Source organism: Actinoallomurus soli, assembly GCF_024055715.1.
In the GTDB taxonomy this organism is placed as follows: Bacteria; Actinomycetota; Actinomycetes; order Streptosporangiales; family Streptosporangiaceae; genus Actinoallomurus; species Actinoallomurus soli.
Window position 1 is genome coordinate 272,310 of the sequence record NZ_JAMXMV010000010.1, and the last position, 19,072, is coordinate 291,381.

General features: G+C 72.3%; 19 protein-coding genes. 9 read left to right on the forward strand and 10 right to left on the reverse strand.

Features of this window, described 5'->3' with window-relative positions; genetic code table 11:
- Nucleotides 1-237: 237 nt before the first annotated feature.
- Together NDW01_RS25225 and NDW01_RS25230 are read left to right on the forward strand one after the other, a co-directional pair.
- Nucleotides 238-1,905, forward strand: a complete 1,668-nt coding sequence (locus NDW01_RS25225) for a substrate-binding domain-containing protein (protein WP_252824324.1) — start codon at nt 238-240, stop codon at nt 1,903-1,905.
- Nucleotides 1,906-1,954: 49 nt separating this feature from the next.
- On the forward strand, nt 1,955-2,626 hold the full coding sequence (locus tag NDW01_RS25230; protein WP_252824326.1) for a histidine phosphatase family protein: 672 nt from the start codon (nt 1,955-1,957) through the stop codon (nt 2,624-2,626).
- 16 nt (nt 2,627-2,642) lie between these two features.
- On the opposite strand, the gene NDW01_RS25235 is transcribed toward NDW01_RS25230, so the two are convergent.
- From NDW01_RS25235 to NDW01_RS25255, 5 genes are all read right to left on the reverse strand, one after another.
- On the reverse strand, nt 2,643-3,020 hold the full coding sequence (locus NDW01_RS25235; protein ID WP_252824328.1) for a phage holin family protein: 378 nt from the start codon (nt 3,018-3,020) through the stop codon (nt 2,643-2,645).
- A 91-nt stretch (nt 3,021-3,111) separates the two neighbouring features.
- Nucleotides 3,112-4,833 carry an amylo-alpha-1,6-glucosidase gene (locus NDW01_RS25240; RefSeq protein ID WP_252824330.1) on the reverse strand — a complete coding sequence of 574 codons (1,722 nt, stop codon included), beginning with the start codon at nt 4,831-4,833 and terminating at the stop codon, nt 3,112-3,114.
- Between the two features lie 35 nt (nt 4,834-4,868).
- Nucleotides 4,869-5,687, reverse strand: coding sequence for a carbohydrate ABC transporter permease (locus NDW01_RS25245; RefSeq protein WP_252824332.1), 819 nt, complete (start codon nt 5,685-5,687; stop codon nt 4,869-4,871).
- Nucleotides 5,684-6,586: a carbohydrate ABC transporter permease gene (locus NDW01_RS25250; protein WP_252824335.1), complete on the reverse strand. Its 903-nt coding sequence runs from the start codon at nt 6,584-6,586 to the stop codon at nt 5,684-5,686. The genes NDW01_RS25245 and NDW01_RS25250 overlap by 4 nt, the downstream gene beginning before the upstream one ends.
- The gene (locus tag NDW01_RS25255; protein WP_252824337.1) at nt 6,583-7,824 is read right to left on the reverse strand and encodes a sugar ABC transporter substrate-binding protein; all 1,242 of its coding nucleotides are present in this window, start codon (nt 7,822-7,824) and stop codon (nt 6,583-6,585) included. The genes NDW01_RS25250 and NDW01_RS25255 overlap by 4 nt, the downstream gene beginning before the upstream one ends.
- Nucleotides 7,825-8,115: 291 nt before the next feature.
- Here NDW01_RS25255 and NDW01_RS25260 point away from each other — a divergent pair, with 291 nt between their 5' ends.
- Nucleotides 8,116-9,135, forward strand: a complete 1,020-nt coding sequence (locus tag NDW01_RS25260) for a LacI family DNA-binding transcriptional regulator (RefSeq protein WP_252824339.1) — start codon at nt 8,116-8,118, stop codon at nt 9,133-9,135.
- Nucleotides 9,136-9,229: 94 nt separating this feature from the next.
- On the opposite strand, the gene NDW01_RS25265 is transcribed toward NDW01_RS25260, so the two are convergent.
- Nucleotides 9,230-10,564 (reverse strand): MFS transporter, encoded by a 1,335-nt coding sequence (locus NDW01_RS25265; protein WP_252824342.1) that lies wholly within the window; start codon nt 10,562-10,564, stop codon nt 9,230-9,232.
- A gap of 65 nt (nt 10,565-10,629) precedes the next feature.
- Between NDW01_RS25265 and NDW01_RS25270 the strand changes: the two genes are divergently transcribed.
- Nucleotides 10,630-11,820, forward strand: coding sequence for an ROK family protein (locus NDW01_RS25270; protein ID WP_252824344.1), 1,191 nt, complete (start codon nt 10,630-10,632; stop codon nt 11,818-11,820).
- Nucleotides 11,821-11,874: 54 nt separating this feature from the next.
- Here the strand turns inward: NDW01_RS25270 and NDW01_RS25275 are convergent, their stop codons facing one another.
- A complete protein-coding gene (locus tag NDW01_RS25275; RefSeq protein WP_252824346.1) occupies nt 11,875-12,537 on the reverse strand; it encodes an HAD family hydrolase in 663 nt (220 codons plus the stop codon).
- Nucleotides 12,534-13,874 carry a sensor histidine kinase gene (locus tag NDW01_RS25280; RefSeq protein ID WP_252824348.1) on the reverse strand — a complete coding sequence of 447 codons (1,341 nt, stop codon included), beginning with the start codon at nt 13,872-13,874 and terminating at the stop codon, nt 12,534-12,536. The genes NDW01_RS25275 and NDW01_RS25280 overlap by 4 nt, the downstream gene beginning before the upstream one ends.
- Nucleotides 13,875-14,425: 551 nt before the next feature.
- Between NDW01_RS25280 and NDW01_RS25285 the strand changes: the two genes are divergently transcribed.
- Nucleotides 14,426-14,575 carry a hypothetical protein gene (locus tag NDW01_RS25285; RefSeq protein ID WP_252784379.1) on the forward strand — a complete coding sequence of 50 codons (150 nt, stop codon included), beginning with the start codon at nt 14,426-14,428 and terminating at the stop codon, nt 14,573-14,575.
- 166 nt (nt 14,576-14,741) lie between these two features.
- Nucleotides 14,742-15,893, forward strand: coding sequence for a CaiB/BaiF CoA transferase family protein (locus NDW01_RS25290; protein WP_252824351.1), 1,152 nt, complete (start codon nt 14,742-14,744; stop codon nt 15,891-15,893).
- A gap of 29 nt (nt 15,894-15,922) precedes the next feature.
- On the opposite strand, the gene NDW01_RS25295 is transcribed toward NDW01_RS25290, so the two are convergent.
- Both NDW01_RS25295 and NDW01_RS25300 read right to left on the reverse strand, forming a co-directional pair.
- Entirely contained in the window at nt 15,923-16,276 is a 354-nt protein-coding gene (locus tag NDW01_RS25295; RefSeq protein ID WP_252824353.1) for a hypothetical protein, read from the reverse strand.
- Entirely contained in the window at nt 16,273-16,497 is a 225-nt protein-coding gene (locus tag NDW01_RS25300) for a hypothetical protein (protein WP_252824355.1), read from the reverse strand. Before NDW01_RS25300 ends, NDW01_RS25295 begins: the two co-directional genes overlap by 4 nt.
- 278 nt (nt 16,498-16,775) lie before the next feature.
- Here NDW01_RS25300 and NDW01_RS25305 point away from each other — a divergent pair, with 278 nt between their 5' ends.
- The 3 genes from NDW01_RS25305 to NDW01_RS25315 all read left to right on the forward strand — a co-directional run bounded on the left by NDW01_RS25305 (nt 16,776) and on the right by NDW01_RS25315 (nt 18,971).
- Nucleotides 16,776-17,447: a response regulator gene (locus tag NDW01_RS25305; protein ID WP_252824358.1), complete on the forward strand. Its 672-nt coding sequence runs from the start codon at nt 16,776-16,778 to the stop codon at nt 17,445-17,447.
- Nucleotides 17,448-17,613: 166 nt separating this feature from the next.
- Nucleotides 17,614-18,324: an ATP-binding protein gene (locus NDW01_RS25310; RefSeq protein ID WP_252824360.1), complete on the forward strand. Its 711-nt coding sequence runs from the start codon at nt 17,614-17,616 to the stop codon at nt 18,322-18,324.
- Complete coding sequence (locus NDW01_RS25315) at nt 18,321-18,971, forward strand: response regulator (RefSeq protein WP_252824362.1); 651 nt, start codon at nt 18,321-18,323, stop codon at nt 18,969-18,971. Before NDW01_RS25310 ends, NDW01_RS25315 begins: the two co-directional genes overlap by 4 nt.
- The last annotated feature ends 101 nt before the right edge of the window (nt 18,972-19,072 follow it).

The following is a 19,072-nucleotide window of genomic DNA, read 5'->3' on the forward strand; positions in this document are numbered from 1 at the left end:
TCTAGTCAGCCGTTATTCCGCACTTCAGTCATCTCATTCTGTTATGTCCGGAAACGGTCGCCGCCCTGTGTTTGGCGTTTCATCATGCGACGTCCGGGACGCCGGTGACGTAAGGGATGCGGCCCGTCGAGACCCCTCGGGCGGAATGTCCGGAAGTAGGCGTTATTCGCAGGTGCCGACTGGATAATTCTTCCGACGGGTGACGGGAAGCCGTCAATGAGCGGACGGACACCGCGGATGCCTTATTCTCGCCGCGCCACCGGGACCAAGGCACTGGGCACGCTGCTGGTGATGCTGCCCGCCCTGGCCGCGTGCTCGCTCGGCTCCGGCCCGAGCCGGTGCGACGGCCGGGCGATCACCGTCGCGGTCGCCCCGTCGATCGCCCCGGCGATCGAGCAGGCCGCACGCCGGTACGACTCCGGAGACTCGTGCCGTGTCACGATCACCCGGCAGCGGCCCTCCGACGTCGCGGCCGCCCTGTCCGGTCAGGGAGCCGAACCCGGTGTGCCCCGCCCCGACGCGTGGATCCCCGACTCGTCCCTGTGGCTCCCGATCGCCCGCCGCACCGCCGCCGGCGCCGCCGCCGTACGGGCGTCCGGCGCGTCGGTCGCGATGTCGCCGCTCGTCCTCGCGGTGCCGCGCGGTCACGCGCCCGCCACCGCCGGCTGGCGGCTCCTGCTGTCCCCCCGGCTGCCCGGGACCGGGGGCCCGCCGCCCGCCCTCCGGGTCCGGTTCCTCGACCCCGCCGGCGACGCCGCCGGTCTCGGCGCGCTGCTGCTCGCGCAGCACGCCGCGGGCTCCGGCCGGAGCGGGCTGTCCACCTTCGCCGTGACCCTCTACTCCGACCTCGGCGCCGCCCTCCCCGACGAGCGGGCCGCGTACGCGCAGATCGCCTCGCCCTCCCGGCCGCCGACCGCGGTCGTCCTGTCCGAACAGTCGGTCTGGCGGCACGCGCACGCCGGCGACGCCCCGCCCGTCGCCGCGCTGTACCCGGGCGGCGGCACGATCGCGCTCGACTTCCCGTACGTCTCCACGACGACCGACCGGGAACGCTCTCGGACGGTCGAGGACTTCCAGACCACGCTGGCCCAGTCCCAGACCCGTGTCGCCCTGCAGGGGCTCGGGCTGCGCACTCCCGACGGCGTGGCCGGCACCGGCTTCGACGAGCGGTACGGCGTCGTGGCCCGCGCTCCGGCCCGGCTGCCGGCGCCCGACCCGGTCAACGCCGGCCGGGTCCTGCAGATGTGGCAGCGTACGGTGCTCGGCGCGCGCATGCTGATCCTCCTCGACGTCTCGCCCTCCATGAGCGAACCGGTCCCCGGGACCCGGGACACGCGCATGCAGGCCACCGCCAAGGTCGCCACCGGAGGGATCAAGATCCTCAGTGACAACTCCCAGGTCGCGTTGTGGGAGTTCTCCACCGGGCTCGACGGCACCCGCGACTACCGCCGGATCGTGCCGTACCGCACTCTCAGCGACAAGGTCGGCGCGGGCACCCAGCGCGACCTGCTGGAACGCTCCTTCGAGGCGGCGGCGCCGGTGCCGGGCAGCCGCACCGGCCTGTACGACTCGGTGCTGGCCGCCTACCAGGAGGCGGTGCGGACCTACCAGCCCGATCACAACAACGTCGTGGTCGTGCTGACCGACGGGATGAACTACGACCCGGGCCGTACGATCTCGCTGCAGACCCTCGTGAAGGAGCTCGCCCGCGCCGGGGACCCGATGCGGCCGGTGGCGATCGTTCCGATCGCGTTCGGGCCGGACGTCGACCCGGGCCCGTTGCAGCGGATCGCCGCGGCGACCGGCGGGCAGGCGTTCGTGACCCTCGACCCGCGGCAGGTCCAGCAGGTGTTCCTGCAGATGCTGATCCGCCTCACGTGCGGGGAGACCTGTCCCGCGTCCTGAGATGTCCGGGTAAGGTCACGGTGCTGTGAGGTCACTCCAGTGGCTGGGCATGGCCAGGCATGGCGAGAGCACCGGCAACGTCGCCGCGCACGACGCGGCGGCCCGTGGGCTCGACGCGGTCGACATGACCCTGCGCGACGCCGACGTCCCCCTGTCACCGCTCGGGCGGGACCAGGCGACCGCGCTCGGCCGCCGGCTGGCCGCGCTGCCCCCGGAGGAGCGGCCGACGGCCGTGGTCTGCTCGCCGTACCTGCGGGCGAGGGACACCGCGCGGCTCGCCCTGGAGCAGCTGGCCGACCCGCCGCCGGTCGTCCTGGACGAGCGGCTGCGCGACCGCGAGCTCGGCGTGCTGTTCATGCTGACGCAGCGCGGCATCCAGGCGCGCCACCCCGAGGAGGCGGAGCGCAAGCGCAGGCTCGGCAAGTTCTACTACCGGCCGCCCGCCGGGGAGTCCTGGGCCGACGTGGCCCTGCGGCTGCGCAGCGTCCTCGCCGACATTGAGCGGGAGCACCCCGGCGGCCGGGTCCTCGTCGTCGCGCACGACGCGATCGTCGTCCTGACGCGGTACATCATCGAGCGCCTCTCCGAGGAGGAGCTGCTCGACATCGAGCGCGCCGTCGTCGCCAACGCCGCGCTCACCGTCTGGGCCCGTGAGGACGAGGAGCTGCGCCTCGTGACGTTCAACGACACGAGTCACCTCAAGGACGCCGGCCTCCTCTGACGGGCGTCCAGCGGGCTCAGTCCTCGTCGTCGTGGACGAACAGGTTGAGCAGCCAGCTGATCACGCCGACGACGATCGCGCCCCAGAACCCCGCCCAGAAGCCGGACACGTGGAACGGCAGGTGCATCCTGCCCGCCGCCCAGCTCGCCAGCCACAGCAGCAGGCCGTTGACGACCAGCGCGAACAGTCCCAGGGTCAGGACGTAGAACGCGCAGCCGACGGTCTTGATGATCGGCTTGAGGAATCCGTTGATCAGGCCGAACACCACCGCGACGACGACCAGCGTGCCGACCTTTCGCGGTGTCGTGGCGGCCGTGACGTCGATGCCGTTGACCACCAGCGTCGCCACCCAGAGGGCGACGGCGGTGATGACCACTCGAATCAGGATCTTCACGACACGATCGTCGCACGGAACACCCACCTCGGGACGAATCAGCCCACCGTCCCCGAGTCCGGACCCGCACCGCGCCCTCCGCCCGGCGCGGTCACGAGCCCGCGGCGCGGCGGCGTTCGTAGGCCTCGGCGAGGATCAGATAGGCGCTCGCGGTCCAGGTGTAGGCGCGGTCCCGGAGCCCGGCGCCGGTCAGGGCGTCGAAGTTCTCCGCGAAGCCGGACCTCTCGCACAGCGCGCGGAAGCGGTCGCTCACCTCGTCGGCGAGGTCGGCGCGCCCGCCCCGGCGCAGGCCGTCCTCGATCAGCACGGTGGAGGGCGCCCAGATGGGGCCTCGCCAGTACCCGTCGGCCCGGTAGTGATCGGAGGTGGGGAGTTCGGACGCGAGGCCGTACGGCGTGAGGTGCGCCTCGATCCGCCCGGCGAGCACGGAGCGCAGGTCGGGAGGCAGGTGCTCGCCCAGCACGATCGCCATGAGGTCGAGCAGGCTCGAACCGCCCCACGTGCGCCCGGACCCGACCGCGCGGGCCACGAACCGCTCGCCCGTCCACAGCTGCTCCAGCAGGTCGGCGTGCATCCGGTCGGCGGCCCGCCGCCACCCGGCGGCATCGTCCGCGCGCCCGAGTTCGGCGGCGAGACCGGCGAGTTCGCGCATCTGCAGGATGAGGAACGCCGCCAGGTCCGAGGTCTGGATGACGTGGTCGGGATCGAAGGTCGTCGCGTTGTCCCAGCCGCTGTCGTTGCCGTGCTGGTAGTGCGGCAACGACTCGCCAGGGGCGCGCCGGGCGGTGAGCCAGAAGTTCGTCCACGCCTCGATCCGCCGGTACGCGAGGGACAGCTGAGACGGATCGAGGTCACCGGGAAGGCGTTCCCGGAGCCGGCGGAGGGCCCAGCCGTGGATGGGCGGTTTCACGAAGTTGTAGAGGACCTCCGAGTGGGTCACCGAGTCGGGCAGGCCGCCCGTGTCGTCCTGATGGTCGAAGACGAGGTGGAACTGGTCCCAGGCCAGCTCGGGCGCGCCCGCGGCCAGCGCGAGCGCGTTGAAGCAGTGGTCCCAGCTCCAGACCTTGTCCATCCAGTGCTTCGACATGAGCACGGCCGGGCGCCGCAGGAACCCGGCCGGCCGTACGGTGGCGGACCAGAGCACGTACGCGGCGAGTTCGGCGGCCGGGGTGCGGGCGGAGCGCCACGGGGCGACCGCGTCGGCGAAGGCGGCGAACTCCCTCTCCACCGCCGCGACGACCTCGTCGAAGGCGGCGGAGGGCGCGTACGGCCGCCGGGCGCTGTCGAACTCCTCGATGGCGGCCTCCCAGCGTTCGCCGTCACCGGTCAGCAGGAGGCCGCGCTCGCCGCGGCCCAGGCGCTGCACGCCGACCGCGTCCTCGGCGCGGCCGGACAGCACCGTCACCCGGTACCGCCGCCCGGTCTCGTACGCGGTGAAGACGTGCGCGCCGTCGACGGGATCGCGGTAGAGGTACGTGCCGCTGAAGGGCGTCAGTTCGGGCTCGGCCGCGCCGACGCGCAGGCCGAGGCCACGTCCGCGCAGCCGGATCGTGTCGGCCCCCTCGTAGGCGAGGTCGACGCGCCCGCCGTCACCGGCCCAGCCGAGCCGGCTCGGCGTCGCCTCGACCGTCGTCCGTACGGGGGCACCGCCCGCCGTGGGCGTGAACCGCAGGATCGGGTGCATGCCGGTCTGGTGCGAGACGAGGTGCAGGTCGTCCGCGCGGACGTTCTGCGCGATGACCGGTGAGACGTCGAACCACGAACCGTGGTGGCTGAAGGGGATCTCCTGGACGGAGACGGCCGGGCCCGTCATGAACGGTCTCTCATTCCTCTCGAGCGGGGAGTCCACTAGTCCTTCACCGCTCCGGCCGTGACGCCGGCGGCGACGTAGCGCTGCGCGACGATCAGCAGCACCGTCGCGGGGATCGAGGCCACGACCGCGGTCGCCATGATCGCGTTCCACTGCTGGTTGTTGTTGCCGATGTAGTGGTAGATCCCGAGGGTGATCGGCCGGCGGTCGCCGCCGCCGTCGAGCGTGCCGGCGAAGATGAAGTCGGACCACGCCCAGAGGAAGGCGAACAGCGACACGGTGACGACCGCGTTGCGGCTCACCGGAAGGACGATCGACCAGAAGACGCGGAACCTCCCCGCGCCGTCGATCCTGGCCGCCTGCAGGAGCTCATCCGGGATGCCGGACATGAACGCCGTGAAGATCAGCACCCCGAAGGGGACGGCGATCGTGGAGTCGGCGACGACGAGACCCACCGGGGAGTTGAGCACGCCCAGGGAGAGATAGATGGCGTAGAACCCCATCGCCATGATGATCCCGGGGATCATCTGCGCGATCAGCAGCACGAAGCTCAGCGCTCCCCCGCCCCGGGGGCGCAGCTTGGCCAGCGAGTAACCGGCCGGCGCCGCCAGGACGACGGTCAACGCGACCGTGCCCAGGCCGATCAGCAGGCTCGTGCCCAGGTAGGGCAGCTGCTGGTCGATGACGGCGCGGTACCCCTCCACCGTGCCGTGGAACGGGAACCAGTCCGGCGGGTCCTTGCGCATGTCCTGGTCCCTGGTGAAGGACACGTTGATCATCCAGTACACCGGGAAGAGCATCAGCGCGGTCAGCACGAGACCCACGCCCGTCTTCCACCAGGTCGTCCTGCCGGTCATGTCAGCGGCCGCCTTCGCTGGATGCGGATGTAGATCAGGCCGAAGACGAGGGCGATCAGGATCAGCAGGTCGCCGACCGCCGCGCCGGGGCCGAACGCGGGCAGGAGGTTGCCGAAACCCAGGCGGTAGGACCAGGTGGCGAACGTGGTGGACGAGTCCGCCGGGCCGCCCCGAGTCATGATCCAGATGATGTCGAAGACCTTCAGCGTGTAGACCAGTCCCAGCAGCAGGGTGATGGCGGAGACCGGCCGGAGCAGCGGGAAGGTCACCCGCCAGAACCGCTGCCAGCCGTTCGCCCCGTCCAGCGCGGCGGCCTCGTACAGGGACGCGGGAATCGTCTGCAGGCCGCTGTAGAGCACGACGAGGTTGAAGGGGATGCCGATCCAGACGTTCGCGATGACCACCGAGGTCAGCGACCACTGGGGCGAGGTGAGCCAGTCGACCGGCGCGACGCCTCCCCACCGCAGCACGGCGTTCACCACGCCGGACTCACTGTTCAGCATCCAGGACCACGTCGACGCCGACACGATCAACGGCAGCAGCCACGGCACCAGGAACAGCGCGCGCAGCGTCGCCGACAGCCGGAAGTGCCGTGCGAAGAACACGGCCAGTGCCATGCCGATCGTGAACTGGAACGCCAGCGACACGAGGGTGAACACGACCGTGTGCCAGAGCGCGGGCCCGAAGACCGGGTCGCGCAGGACGGTGCCGTAGTTCCTCCCTCCGACGAAGGGGGCGTCGCCCTGCACGAACGAGCGCACGGTGTAGTTCCGCAGGCTGAGATCGAGATTGCGGTAGAGGGGATAGGCGTAGAAGAGCAGCAGGTAGACGGTGACGGGGGCGAGGAACGCCCAGGCCGCCCACTGGCCGGAGGATCCTCGTCGCGACCGGGCGCTCACCGGGTCGCGGCCGCCGCGGTGGACTGCGCGGCGGTGAGCGCCGCCTGCGGCTGCTTCGAGCCGCTGAGGGCCGCCTGCACCGCCGTCCACATCGGCTGGGAGATCCTGGGGTACTTGGTGCCGAGGTCGTCGCCCGTCCGCGCCTTCGCCGCGTGCACGGCGTCCGCCCAGACCTTCAGGGCGGGGGTCGCGGCGACCTGCTTGGCCCGGACCGCGTCGGTCGGCGCGATGTAGGACAGCGTCGTGTCGGTCGCGTAGAGGTTGTCGGTGCTGGTCAGACAGGCCACGATCTTCTCGGAGGCGGCGTAGCGGCCGGTCTTCTTCTGCACCGGCACCGTGACGAACTCACCGCCCGTCGGCGCGGGGGCCGTCCCGCCCTGCGCGCCCGGGATCGGGATGATGCCGTAGTCGAAGCCGGCCTTCTTCGCGTTCGCCAGCTGCCAGGTGCCGTTCTCGCCGAACGCGAACCTCCCGGTCGCGAACTCCTGCCAGCTCGTCGTCTGGGTGTTGTTCAGCACCGAGTTGGGCGCGTACCCCTTCTTCACCCAGTCCGTCCACAGCGACACCGCCGAGACGCCCGCCGGGGAGTCGAGCCGTGTCAGCTGCGCTCCGGCGCCCCAGAACCACGGCAGGAACTGGAAGCTCCCCTCCTCGGTGCCGATGGCCGAGAACGTGATGCCCTTCTTCCCCGCCGCGGTCACCTTGGCGAGCGCCGCGGTCAGCGAGGCCCAGTCCCGCACCGACGCGATGTCCACGCCGGCGCTCTTGAGCACCGCCTTGTTGTAGTAGAGGGCGAGCGTGTTCGCGCCGATCGGGGTGCCGTACGTCTTCCCGCCGATCCGGCCGGCGCCGAGCAGGTTGGGCTCGATCGCGGACGTGTCGATCCCGGTCTCGTCGTTCGAGGTGAGCACGCCCGCCTGGGCCAGGGTCGAGACGACCGGATTGTCGACGATCAGCACGTCCGGGGCGTTGCCCTGCTGCGCCGCGAGCAGCGCCTTGTTGGTCAGGTCGCTCGTGTCGTATCCGGTCCGCTTGACGGTCACCCCGGCTCCGCTGCCGCACTTGCCGAGCAGCCGCGCCCAGGCCGAGCCGCCGTCGAACTGCGGGTACGGATCCCAGATCGTGTACGTGCCGCCGCCGGACGCCTGCCCCGCGTCATCGCCGGACGACGCGCAGCCGAGCATGCTCCCGGCCAGCGCGACGGTGACGAGACCGCAGCCGACGATGCGTCGTTTCACCGGTGGTGTCCTCACTGGGCTTCTCCTCTCACGCCGAACCGCGTTCAGCGCCGGCGGGCCGGGCGGCGCCGGCCTCGGTTCGCCAGGGGGTGCCGTGCGACCGGCCCGCCCGCTGGGTCGAACCGGTTCGCCTCTCGGTTTGACAGACCCTAGGCCTGGTCACAGGAGAGGTCAATAAGGGCGGCTCGCTAGACTGTTTCTCGTTCCGAACCGGTTCGCGCCCGCGGATCCGGCCGGGCGCTCGTGAACTCTCCTCCGGAGGCATGTTTGAGTCGGCTCGAAGCTTCGTCGGTGAACATCCGTGAGGTGGCGCGCCGCGCCAAGGTGTCGCGCAGCACCGTCTCCTACGCGCTGTCGGGCAAGCGACCGGTCTCGGAGGCGACCCGCCGCCGCATCCAGCAGGTCATCGACGAGATGGGGTACCGGCCCAACGCCTTCGCCCGCGCGCTGGCCCGCGGGGAGACGAGGACCCTGGGCCTGGTGTTCCCGCCGGCGGGCAGCCACTACACCGACATGCAGCTGAACTTCATCGGCGGCGTCACGGAGGCCGCGGCCGCCCGCGACTACGACGTGCTGCTGTCCGTCGCCGACGCGGGTGAGGAGCAGTCCTTCCAGCGACTGATCGGCGAGCGGCGCGTCGACGGCGCGATCCTCATGGAGATCCGGCTGCGGGACGCCCGCGTCGAGCGCATGCGGGAGAGCGGCTTCCCCTTCGTGACCATAGGCCGCATCGGCGAACCCGACGGCACCGCCTGGGTCGACCTGGACCACCGGACGCTCGTACGACGGTGCGTCCAGCACCTGTCCGACCTCGGCCATCGGCACCTGGCGTTCGTCAACCGGTCCGAGACGCTGCTGCGAGCCGGATACGAGTCGGCCCACCGCGCCCAGGACGGGTTCGAACACGCCGTCCGGGACCTCGGGCTCACCGGTGCCGCCTATCCGTGCGACGACGACGCCATGGCGGGCGAGCGGTGCGCGGAGCGGATCCTGGCCGACGATCCCGAGACCACCGGCATCGTCACCGTGAACGAGGCGTCCCTGGGAGGGCTCTACCGTGGGCTCGCGAACGCCGGCCGCAGGATCCCCCACGACGTCTCCGTCACGGGCATCGCCGGCGCCCGGTGGGCCGAGGCCGTGACCCCCGCGCTGACCGCGGCCGACGTACCCGCCCACGAGATGGGCCGCATCGCCATCGAACTGCTCCTGGAGCGCGTCGCCGACGCCGGCGCGCCGCCGCGCGACCGGCTGCTCACGCCCCCCGTCGTCCTGCGCGCCAGCACCGGCTCCGCCCCTCGCCCGGCGCCGTGACCGGCCGCACCGGTCTCTGCGGCCCGCCCTCGTCCCGGCGGCGGAGGCGGGACGGAGGGGTCCGGCGTACGGGGCGTCCTGGACGGCCCGACGGTCAGGACGCCCTCGCCGGCGCCGCGGAGTCGGCGGCGGGGGTCCGGCGGGCGGCGAGGATCGCGATGGCCGGAGGGCCCGCGATCGCGACGAAGACGGCGAGGACTCCGGGGAGCGCCAGCGCGGTCCGCAGTGAGGTCGCCTCGGCGAGGTGGCCGATGATCGCCGGACCGGCAAGCAGCCCGCCGTAGGTGAAGCTGGTCAGCAGCGCGATGGTCCGGCCGGCCGAGGCCGGGTCCGCCCCGGCGGAGCTGAAGCCCACCGGCACGACCGTCGCCAGGCCGATCCCGACGAGGATCCAGCCCGCCCACGCGCATCCCAGCGCCGCGCCTCCGGCGGAGGGGGCGAGCAGCACGAGCGCGTAGCCGCCGGCGGCGACGGCGCCCGCCAGGCGCAGGGTCCGGCCGGCGCCGAGCCGGCCGCGCAGCCGGTCGCCGAGGAGCCGCATGGTGGTCATCGCCACCGAGTACACCGTGAAGGACAGCGGCGCCAGGTCCGCCGAGGCGCCCAGCACCCGGCGGGCGTGCATCGCCGCCCAGTCCATCGCGCCGCCCTCGCAGATCGCGCCGGCGAGCATGACGACCCCCAGCAGCAGGATCACCGTGGGGACGCGGCCACGCCCCGTACGCGCCGCCGCCGCGGACGCACCCGTCTCCGCGGACGCACCCGCCACCCGAGAGGCAGCGGTCTCCCGAGACGCACCCGTCTCCAAGGACGCGCCCGCCGCCGGAGACGCACCGGTCTCCGGAGACGCGTCCGCCGCCTCGCGCGCCGGGCGGCCGGGGAGGAGGAGACGGGCGGGCAGGAGGAACAGCGCCGCCATGGTGAACGCCGTGCCGACGAGCAGGGTCTGGACGCCGAGGCCGCCGCCCAGCCCGGCCGACGTGACGACGCCGCCGACCGCGCCGCCGAGGCTCCACATGCCGTGGAACGCCGACATGATCGGCCTGCCGTAGCGGACCTCGACCTCGACGGCGTGGGCGTTCATCCCGACCTCGAGCAGCCCGAACCCGAGACCGAAGACGACCGCCCCGGCGAGAAGCGCCGAGTAGGATCCCGCGAGCGCCGGTCCGAGCAGGAGGAGGGCGTGCAGGGGGCCGGCCGCCCAGGTGAGCCGCCGGCTCGACCAGCGGTCCGCCAGCCGTCCCGCGGCCTGCATCGAGACGAGCGCGGAGAGGGAGACCAGGAGCAGCGCGGTGCCGGTCCGCCCGGGGCTCAGGTCGAGCCGGTCGGCGAGGGCGGGCAGGCTCGCGGCCCAGATGCCGACGTTCAGGCCGCAGAGCCCGAAGTAGCCGAAGACGCCGACGCGGGCGCGCCTGGCCACGGAATCGAACACGGTCCCCTCCTAATTTGCTCTCGCCGAGAACATAATTGATGGGAGGGGGCTGACACAATCGACGGGTGCGTACGGTGACCGGAGCGACGACCAGCGGCGAGCTTCGCCCGCACAACCTCGCGCGCCTCCTGCGGGCCGCGCACGACGGGGCGGGCCGGGCCACCCGCTCGGAGCTCACCCGCGGTCTGGGACTCTCGCGCGGAGCGGCCGCCGTCCTGGTCGCCGACCTCGCCGAGGCGCGGCTGGCCGAGGAACGGCCCGCGCCGCAGCGGGCGCGCGGCCGCCCCACCGCGATCCTCGGCCCGCACCCCGAAGGCCCCCTCGCCCTGGCCGTCGACCTGCGGGAGGACGCCTGGACGATCGCCACGGCCGAGATCGGCGGGGATCTCACCGTGCGCGAGGAACGCCCGCATCCCGGGAACCCGCCGGAGATCGCCCTGGGCGGCCTGGCCGCGGCGATCGACCGGCACCTCACCGAGCTCGGCTCCCGCGTCGTGGGCGTCGGCGTCGCGCTGCCCGGCCCGATCCGGGACGGCCGCGTCGTGGACATCCCGCACCTGTCCTGGCGGGACGTCCCGGCGGCGGACATCCTGCGGGCCGACGCGACGCCGATCTTCCTGGGCAACGACGCCGCGCTCGCCGGCCTGGCGGAGGCCCGGCGCGGCGCGCTCCGCGGCGTCGCCGTCGGCCTGCACTTCCACGTCGACTTCGACCTGGGCGGCACCCTGCTCGTCGACGGGAGCCCGCTGCGGGGCGCGCGCGGCACGACCGGGGAGGTCGGTCACATGCCGCTGGGCGGCTCGGACCTGCCGTGCGACTGCGGCGCCATCGGGTGCTGGGCGCTCCAGGTCGGCGCGAACGCGCTGCTGCGGGCGATGGGCATCCCGGTCGAGCCTGCGCGCGGCCGCGCGGAGGCCCTGCGGATCCTCGACGGCGCCGCCGCGGGCGACCCTCGCTGCGCCGCCGCGCTCGACGAGGTCGCCCGCGCGTTCGGGGCCGGCACCGCCGCTCTCGTCAACGCCCTCGACCCGCAGCGGGTGACCCTGTCCGGCCTGGGCGTACGGCTCCACGAGGAGGCGGCGGACACGTTCCAGGCCGCCTACGAGACCGGCCTCATGGCCTTCCGCCGCGACGAGCCGCCGCCGGTGCTCCCGGCCGCGCTGGGCGGGGACGCGACCCTCGTCGGAGCCTCGGAGCTGGCCTTCGACGCCTTCCTCACGCCGGAGGGCCTGACCGCCTGGCAGGCCGCCCGCTGATCAGACGACGGCGTCCGGCGCGGCGGCGACGCGCTCGGCAGTGAGATCCCCTGATCAGGCGACGGCGTCCATCGTGGTGGCGACGCGCTCGGGGGTGAGGTCCCCCAGGTCCTCGGCGACGTACGCCGCCAGGGCGAGGGCGTCCGGGGCCGGCGGGTACCTCGGGTGCGGCACCGCGATCACGCGCATCCCGGCGGCGTGCGCGGACCGCAGGCCGTTGCTGGAGTCCTCGACGGCGACGCAGCCGGCGGCGTCGACGCCGACCCTGCTCGCGGCGAGGAGGTACCCGTCGGGCGCGGGCTTGCCCCGGGCGACCTCCTCGGTCGAGACGGTCGCCCGGAACGACGCCGCGAGCCCCGTACGGTCGAGGACGACGTCGATGAGCAGGCGCGGCGAGGAGCTGGCCAGCCCGAGAGGCCAGCGGGCCGCCAGCCGCCGTACGGCCTCGACGGCGCCCGGCATCAGCGGGACGCCGTCCTCGTACCGGCGGGCCATCTGCTCGACGACGCCGCGCGCGACCTCGTCGGCCGGCATCCGGACGCCGAGCTCACCGCTCAGGTAGGCGGCCCACTCGGAGGTGCTCATCCCCATCAGGCGCTGCTGGGTGTCGGGCTGCCACCGCCCGCCGTGGTCGGCGACGAAAGCCCGCCGTACCTCTTCCCAGACCGGTTCGGAGTCGACGAGCACGCCGTCGAGGTCGAAGACCACAGCATTCATGCGGATAACTCTGACAGCAGGGGAAGAGTCAGCACGAAGCAGGCACCCTTGTCGTTGTCGGTGAGGCTCAGCGTGCCGCCGTGCGCGTGCGCGATCTCGCGGGAGATCGCCAGGCCGAGGCCGCTGCCGCCCGGGTCGCGCTGCCGCGCGTCCGGCAGCCGGATGAACCGCTCGAAGATCCGTTCACGGTCGGCCGGGGGGATCGGCTTGCCGTCGTTGAACACCTCCACGACCGCCTCGCCGCCCTGGCGCCGTACGGTCACGGTGACCTCGGAATCGGCGTGCCGCGCGGCGTTGTCGAGGAGGTTGGTGAGCACCCGGCTGATGTCCAGCCGGTTCGCCCGGACCACCACGCCCGGCTCGGTGACGACCTTCGCGGTGATCCGCCGTGGCACGCGGCGTACCTCGCGCTCGGCGAGGTCGCCGAGCTCGACGGGGCCGTTGCGGCTGGGCAGGCCCGCGTCGCGGCGCGCGAGTGCGAGCAGTTCGGTCACGATGTTCTGCAGCCGGTCGATGTTGGTCAGCGTCCTGCCGAGCGCCTCCCGCAGGTCGGTGCCCTCCGGGTCGATCAGCGCGACCTCCAGTTCGGCGCGGAGCCCGGCGATCGGGCTGCGCAGGTCGTGGGAGACGTCGGAGACGAGACGGCGCTGCTGCTCGACGGCCGCCTCCAGCCGGTCGAGGGTCGCGTTGACGGCCATCGCCAGCCAGTAGAACTCGTCGCGCCGCTGCGGCATCGAGACCCTCCGCCGCAGGTCCGCGGCGTTGATCGCGTCCAGCTCGTCGCGCAGCGCCTCGATCGGCCGCAGCCGCCGCCCGGCGGCCCACCACCGCCAGACGCCGCCCACGCCGATGCTGACGGGGATGCCGAGCGCCAGCAGGACGGCCAGGCCCGGGCGCGGGAACAGTCCCGGCTCCGGCGCGATCGAGTGGATGATGACCGCCTGCCCCGGACCGGTCACCCGCTGGGAGACCACCGTGAGGCAGTGGCGCCGGTCCACGCACACCCGCTGCTCGATGCGCTCGCCGTCGACGGGGCGGCGGGCGTGCAGGGCGGGCAGCCCGGACACGCTCCGGGTCGCCGCGACGACCTGCCCCCGGTCGTTCTGCACCTGGACGAGCTGATGGCCGCCGACGATGACGGGATTGGTCAGGTGCCCGGCGCGGGCGAGCGCGGCCACCTGCCGGGTGGTGTACGTCAGCTCCGTCGAGAGCCGGTCGGCCACCTGGTACTGGATCAGGGCGAGCACCCCGATGTAGACCAACACCGCGACGACCCCCGTCACCGTCATCGCGATGACGGTGGCGCGCTGTCGGATCGTCTGGTCCCTGTGTCGCACTGGCTGTCCCCCGCGGCCACGGCGCCCCCTGAGCCATGCCACAGCACCGGACAACTACCCAGCGGGGGACTCCCTATGCATTCCGTCACCCTGCGGTGTACACGCGGCGCGGCCGAACGGCCACTGTCGGCCGCCCGTCCGGACACCGCAGCACTCCGGCCGTCGGCCGGGGAACCTGCGGGAACCGGGACGCGACGAGAGAATCGTCCGCCCCTCAGGAGGAATCTCGACGGGTTCCTTTTCGGACTGCCACGAGGACGACGCACCTGCATACGGGTTTGAGCAGCGCCATGCCCGGTACGTCCGATTCGTTGAATGGAACGTGGCAAAGGTCGCCCACTACGGGTCGTCTCGATGCACGCATCTGTGTCAGAGTTGACACGCGACAGAACACTGGGAAGCGGTGATACTCAACTGGAGGAGACGTACGGCCGCGAGGGCGGTCGCCCACGGGGGCGGCCCGGCCGGTGGAAGAACTGGACAACGAATGACTGCCGTCCGCGCCACAGATGGGCGACAATAGCGGCGTTCGATGGGAGGCGGGAGCGCCAATGAAGAAGTACCTGACCTGGGCACTTATAGCCTTTGTCATCTTCTACCTGCTTACATCCCCCAATGGCGCAGCCCACGTCGTGCACAACGCACTCGGCGGGCTGGTGTCGGCGGGCAACTCCTTGTCGAGGTTCGTCAACGCACTGTGACCCCCTGACGGCGCGAGGCCCCCTCGCGCCACGCCCTACGTCCCCGTTGGTCCCCCATCGCCGCCGAGGTCCGGGGTTCTTTTCATGCCCGGTCCCCGCAGGTCGCCGCGCGCTCCTCTAGAACGACGTTCTAGAGTGAGCCGCGAGGCCGACCTGAGGAGTGAACATGGGACCACTGCACGGTGTTCGCGTCATCGAGATCGCGAGCCTGGCGCCGGCGCCGTTCGGCTGCATGGTGCTCTCCGATCTGGGTGCCGACGTGCTCCGAGTCGACCGTCCGTCCACCGTGGCCGGCGCGGCCACGGTCGTCGGCGGTGAGGCGACCGCGGATCCGCTGAGCCGCGGTCGCCGTTCCATCGGGCTGAACCTCAAGGATCCGGCCGGCGTCGACCTGCTCCTGCGTCTCATCGAGTCGGCCGACGTCCTCGTCGAGGGCTTCCGCCCGGGCGTCGCCGAACGCCTCGGCTTCGGCCCCGACGTCTGCCTCGAGCGCAACCCCCGCCTGGTGTACGGCCGGATGACGGGCTGGGGCCAGGAAGGCCCCATGGCCGCCATGGCCGGCCATGACATCAACTACATCGCGATCGCCGGCGCGCTCGACCCGATCGGTCACGCGGGCGAGCGGCCCGTCCCCCCGCTCAACCTCATCGGCGACTTCGGCGGCGGCGGCATGCTCCTCGCGCTCGGCATCCTCGCCGCGCTGTACGAGCGTTCGCGGTCCGGCCGGGGCCAGGTCGTCGACGCCGCCATGGTCGACGGCGCCGCCCTGCTGACCTCGTTCATCCACGGCATGCGCGGCCAGGGCCTCTGGCGCGACGAGCGCGGCACGAACCTCCTCGACGGCGGCGCGCCGTTCTACGACACGTACGAGACCGCCGACGGCCGGTACGTCAGCGTCGGCGCCCTGGAACCACAGTTCTACGCCGCCCTGCTGCGCGGCCTGGGCCTGGAGGACGAGGACCTGCCCGCCCAGCTCGACCAGGAGCGCTGGCCCGAGCTGCGGGCGCGCTTCACCGAGGTCTTCAAGCAGCGCACCCGCGACGAGTGGACCGCGATCTTCGACGGCACCGACGCCTGCGTGGCACCGGTGCTCGGTCTCGGCGAGGCGCCCGCCCACCCGCACAACCGGGCGCGCGACGGCTTCCTGGACATCGGCGGCCTGCCCCAGCCGGCCCCTGCGCCCCGCTTCGGCCGCACCGCCGCCGAGACGCCCCGCCCACCGGCCCGGCCGGGCGAGCACACCGACGCCGCCCTCGCCGGCCTCGGCCTCACCGAGGACGAGATCGCCGCCCTCCGCGCACGCGGCGCCATCGCCTGATCACCCCGGGACCCGGGCAGGGCGTGCGGTCACACGTCGGCGAAGTCGACCCGGCTCGCCAGGGGAATGTCGTCGTCGACGACACGGAACGGCACCTGCCACTCGGGCGTCGCGCACTCCGCGGCGTGCAGGGCGGTCCGGACATTCGCGGAGAACAGCCGCACGGCATCGCGGAACGTATCCGCCTCGACGCCCATCACCACCGAGATGGAGCGGTCGGCGATGGCGGCGGTGATGTCCGGATCGACGAGACCCGAGTCGACTTTCTCCAGGTCACAGAGCGCGTCCATGACCGCTTCGACGAACGCGTCGAAGTCCTCGTCTCTGTCCGGACCGCTCGCGGGCGCGAAGGACAGGTCGACTCCCAGGTGGTGGACAGTCATTCTTCCTTCTCCCAGCAGGTCGCGCGCTTCAACTGACCGAGGAGGTTAGTCAGGTAGTTCCGATCCGACGGCGTTAGCTTGACGGTCTTCAGGTGCTTGGTCTCGCACGGGCAGTACATCTTGTAGTACCTCCTACCCTTCTCGACACGCCAACCCTTCTTCTCGGCTTCCTTGAGGACCGCCTCGAGGTCCGATTTCGGATGCCTGGGCCTATTCGGCATCGCATCGCCTTCGCGGGAACTTTGACCAGGTCAGAGCACCCCGCCTCGCAGCATCTCACATGCAGGAGCGGAGCGGGAGTCCCGATATGACTATCAGTAGTCATATGATCGCGGTTCGCGATGACCGGATGCGGACATGGGGTCCGGACCGCCGGGGCGATGAGCGTACCCATCGGTTGGTCGGTCTCGTGGTATCAGCCGAAAAGATCGGGTCGCCTCCGTCAGATTGAGGATCTGCGGGGCTGCCGGATCCGGCATCCTCGGTCCATGAGGTCCTCATGAGGTCGATCCGTGTCCTCATCGTCGACGATCACGCGCTCTTCGCCGAGGCGCTCGCGGCCCGGCTGGCCGCGGAACCCGACCTTGAGGTGCTCCCCGTCGCGGGCGACGTCCGGCGCGCCGCGGCGCTCGTCGCCACCGAGTCGCCCGACGTCGTGGTGCTCGACTTCGTCCTCGGCGAGGAGAGCGGACTGGACGCGCTCGACCTTCTGCGGGGCCGGCGCCCGGAGGCGCGCGTCGTGATCCTCAGCGCGATCACCGACATCTCCCCGATCGTGACCGCCCTGCGGCACGGCGCGGTCGCCTGGGTTCCCAAGACCGAGAGCGCCGACCTGGTCGCGCGGGTGATCCGCGGCGCGGCGGGCCGAGGCGGGTGGATCCCGCCCGACGTCCTCGGCGACGTGCTGCGCCGTCTGGTGGCCCCGGGCGAGCAGTGCGAAGGAGTACTGAACGACCTCACCCCCCGCGAACGCCAGGTGCTCCAGGGAATGGTGGACGGCATGAGCCGGACGCGGCTGGCCGAGCGCCTCGGCCTGTCCGCCAACACGGTCCGCACTCATACCCAGAACCTCCTGGCGAAGCTCGGCGCGCATTCGGCGGTGGAGGCCATCACCATCGCGATGCGCGCCGGGGTCGCGCCCACCGATCCGGGCGAGGACCCCCCGCGCTGACGCGCATTTCCCTTCCGACGCCGCGATTTCAAGCACGGTTCACTCACGGTGACGACGTGACCACCTGTGGCCAGGTTGGGTCTGGTTACGGCCACTCTCCTGGACACCCGCGTCGTACAGGGTGACCGTCGGTACGGTCGGTCACTACACAAGACGGGGGTCTTCGATGATCAGTGCGCAGGCCAGGTCCTCGCCACCGCACGCGTCCGCCCGTACGGGCCGCGTCGCGGGCTCCACCGGCGCGCCGCAATCACCGCTTCTCGACAGGGACTCCTGCGACGCCACGCTGTGGCGCCGCAGGATCCGGCACGACATCCGCCACGAACTCGGCACGATCATCATGCTCGCGTCCGCCGTCGCGGTCTCCGACGACATCGGCCCGGTGAGCCGGGAGCGCGTCGAGGCGCTGCTCGGCGAGACGCGCTGGCTCGACCATCTGCTCCGGCAGCTCGACGCGGAGGAGGAGGGTCCCGTCCCGGCCGGTCCGGAGCGGGTACGGGTGGATCGGCTCGTCGGCGAGATCACCGCCGGGCTGCGGCTGTCCTCGCCCCGGAGCGTCTCCTACACCGGCGATCCGGCCTGGGCGCACATCGATCCGCTCGCGCTCTGGCGTGCGGTCCGCAACGTCCTGGACAACGCCCACCGCGTCGCACGGGACCGCGTCGAGGTGCGGGTGGGCGTGGAGGCGGGCTGGACGGTCGTCCAGGTCGACGACGACGGCCCCGGGTTCGGAGCGGGGACCGGCGGGCTGGCGTCCCTCGGCCTGGGGATCGTCGCCGACCTGGTGTCCGAGTACGACGGTCTGATCGAGATACGGGGGTGCGAGCTCGGCGGGGCGCGCGTGCGAATCCTGCTGCCCTCCTCGGACCGCCCATGAGGGTGTTCATCTGCGACGACCACGCCGTGTTCGCCGACTCGCTCGCCGTCGTGCTGCGCGAGAAGGGACACGACGTGGTCGGCGTGGTCTACTCCCCCGAGGCCGCGCTGCGGCTGCTGCCGGGCGTACGCGCCGACGTGTGCCTCATCGACCTGAGGTTCCCGACCGGCTCGGTCTTAGGCAGCCTGCCGGAGCTCGTCGCGGCGGTTCCCGGCACCAGGTTCGTGGTGCTGACGGGCTCGACGGACCCCGGGACGGTCGAGACGGGGCTGGCCGCGGGGGTGCGCGGCTTCGCGCACAAGGGTCAGCAGGCCGGCGAGATCGTCGACCTGCTGACCCGGGTCCACGCCGGTGAGGTCGTCGTCGATCCGGAGACGGCGGGCCGGCTCCCGGCGCGTCCGCGTACCGAGGCCCAGCGGCTCGCCAACTACCTCACCCCCCGCGAGCGCGAGGTCCTCACCCGCCTGGTCCGCGGCGAGAACACCGCGACCCTCGCCCGCGGCATGGAGATCACCCGCAGCACGGCGCGCAGCCACGTGCAGAGCGTGCTCACCAAGCTCGGTGTCCACTCCCAGCGGGAGGCCGTCATCGTCGCCGCGCGGCACGGCCTGGTCAGCGTGAGCACCGGCGAGTGGCTGCTGCCCTGAGGCCGGCCACCTCGGAAGACGTGCCGTTCCCCACCGCCTGCGCAGGTCACCGGCATCACTCCGGTCACATGCACATTCGTGCGCGGTCCGCGCGATGTACG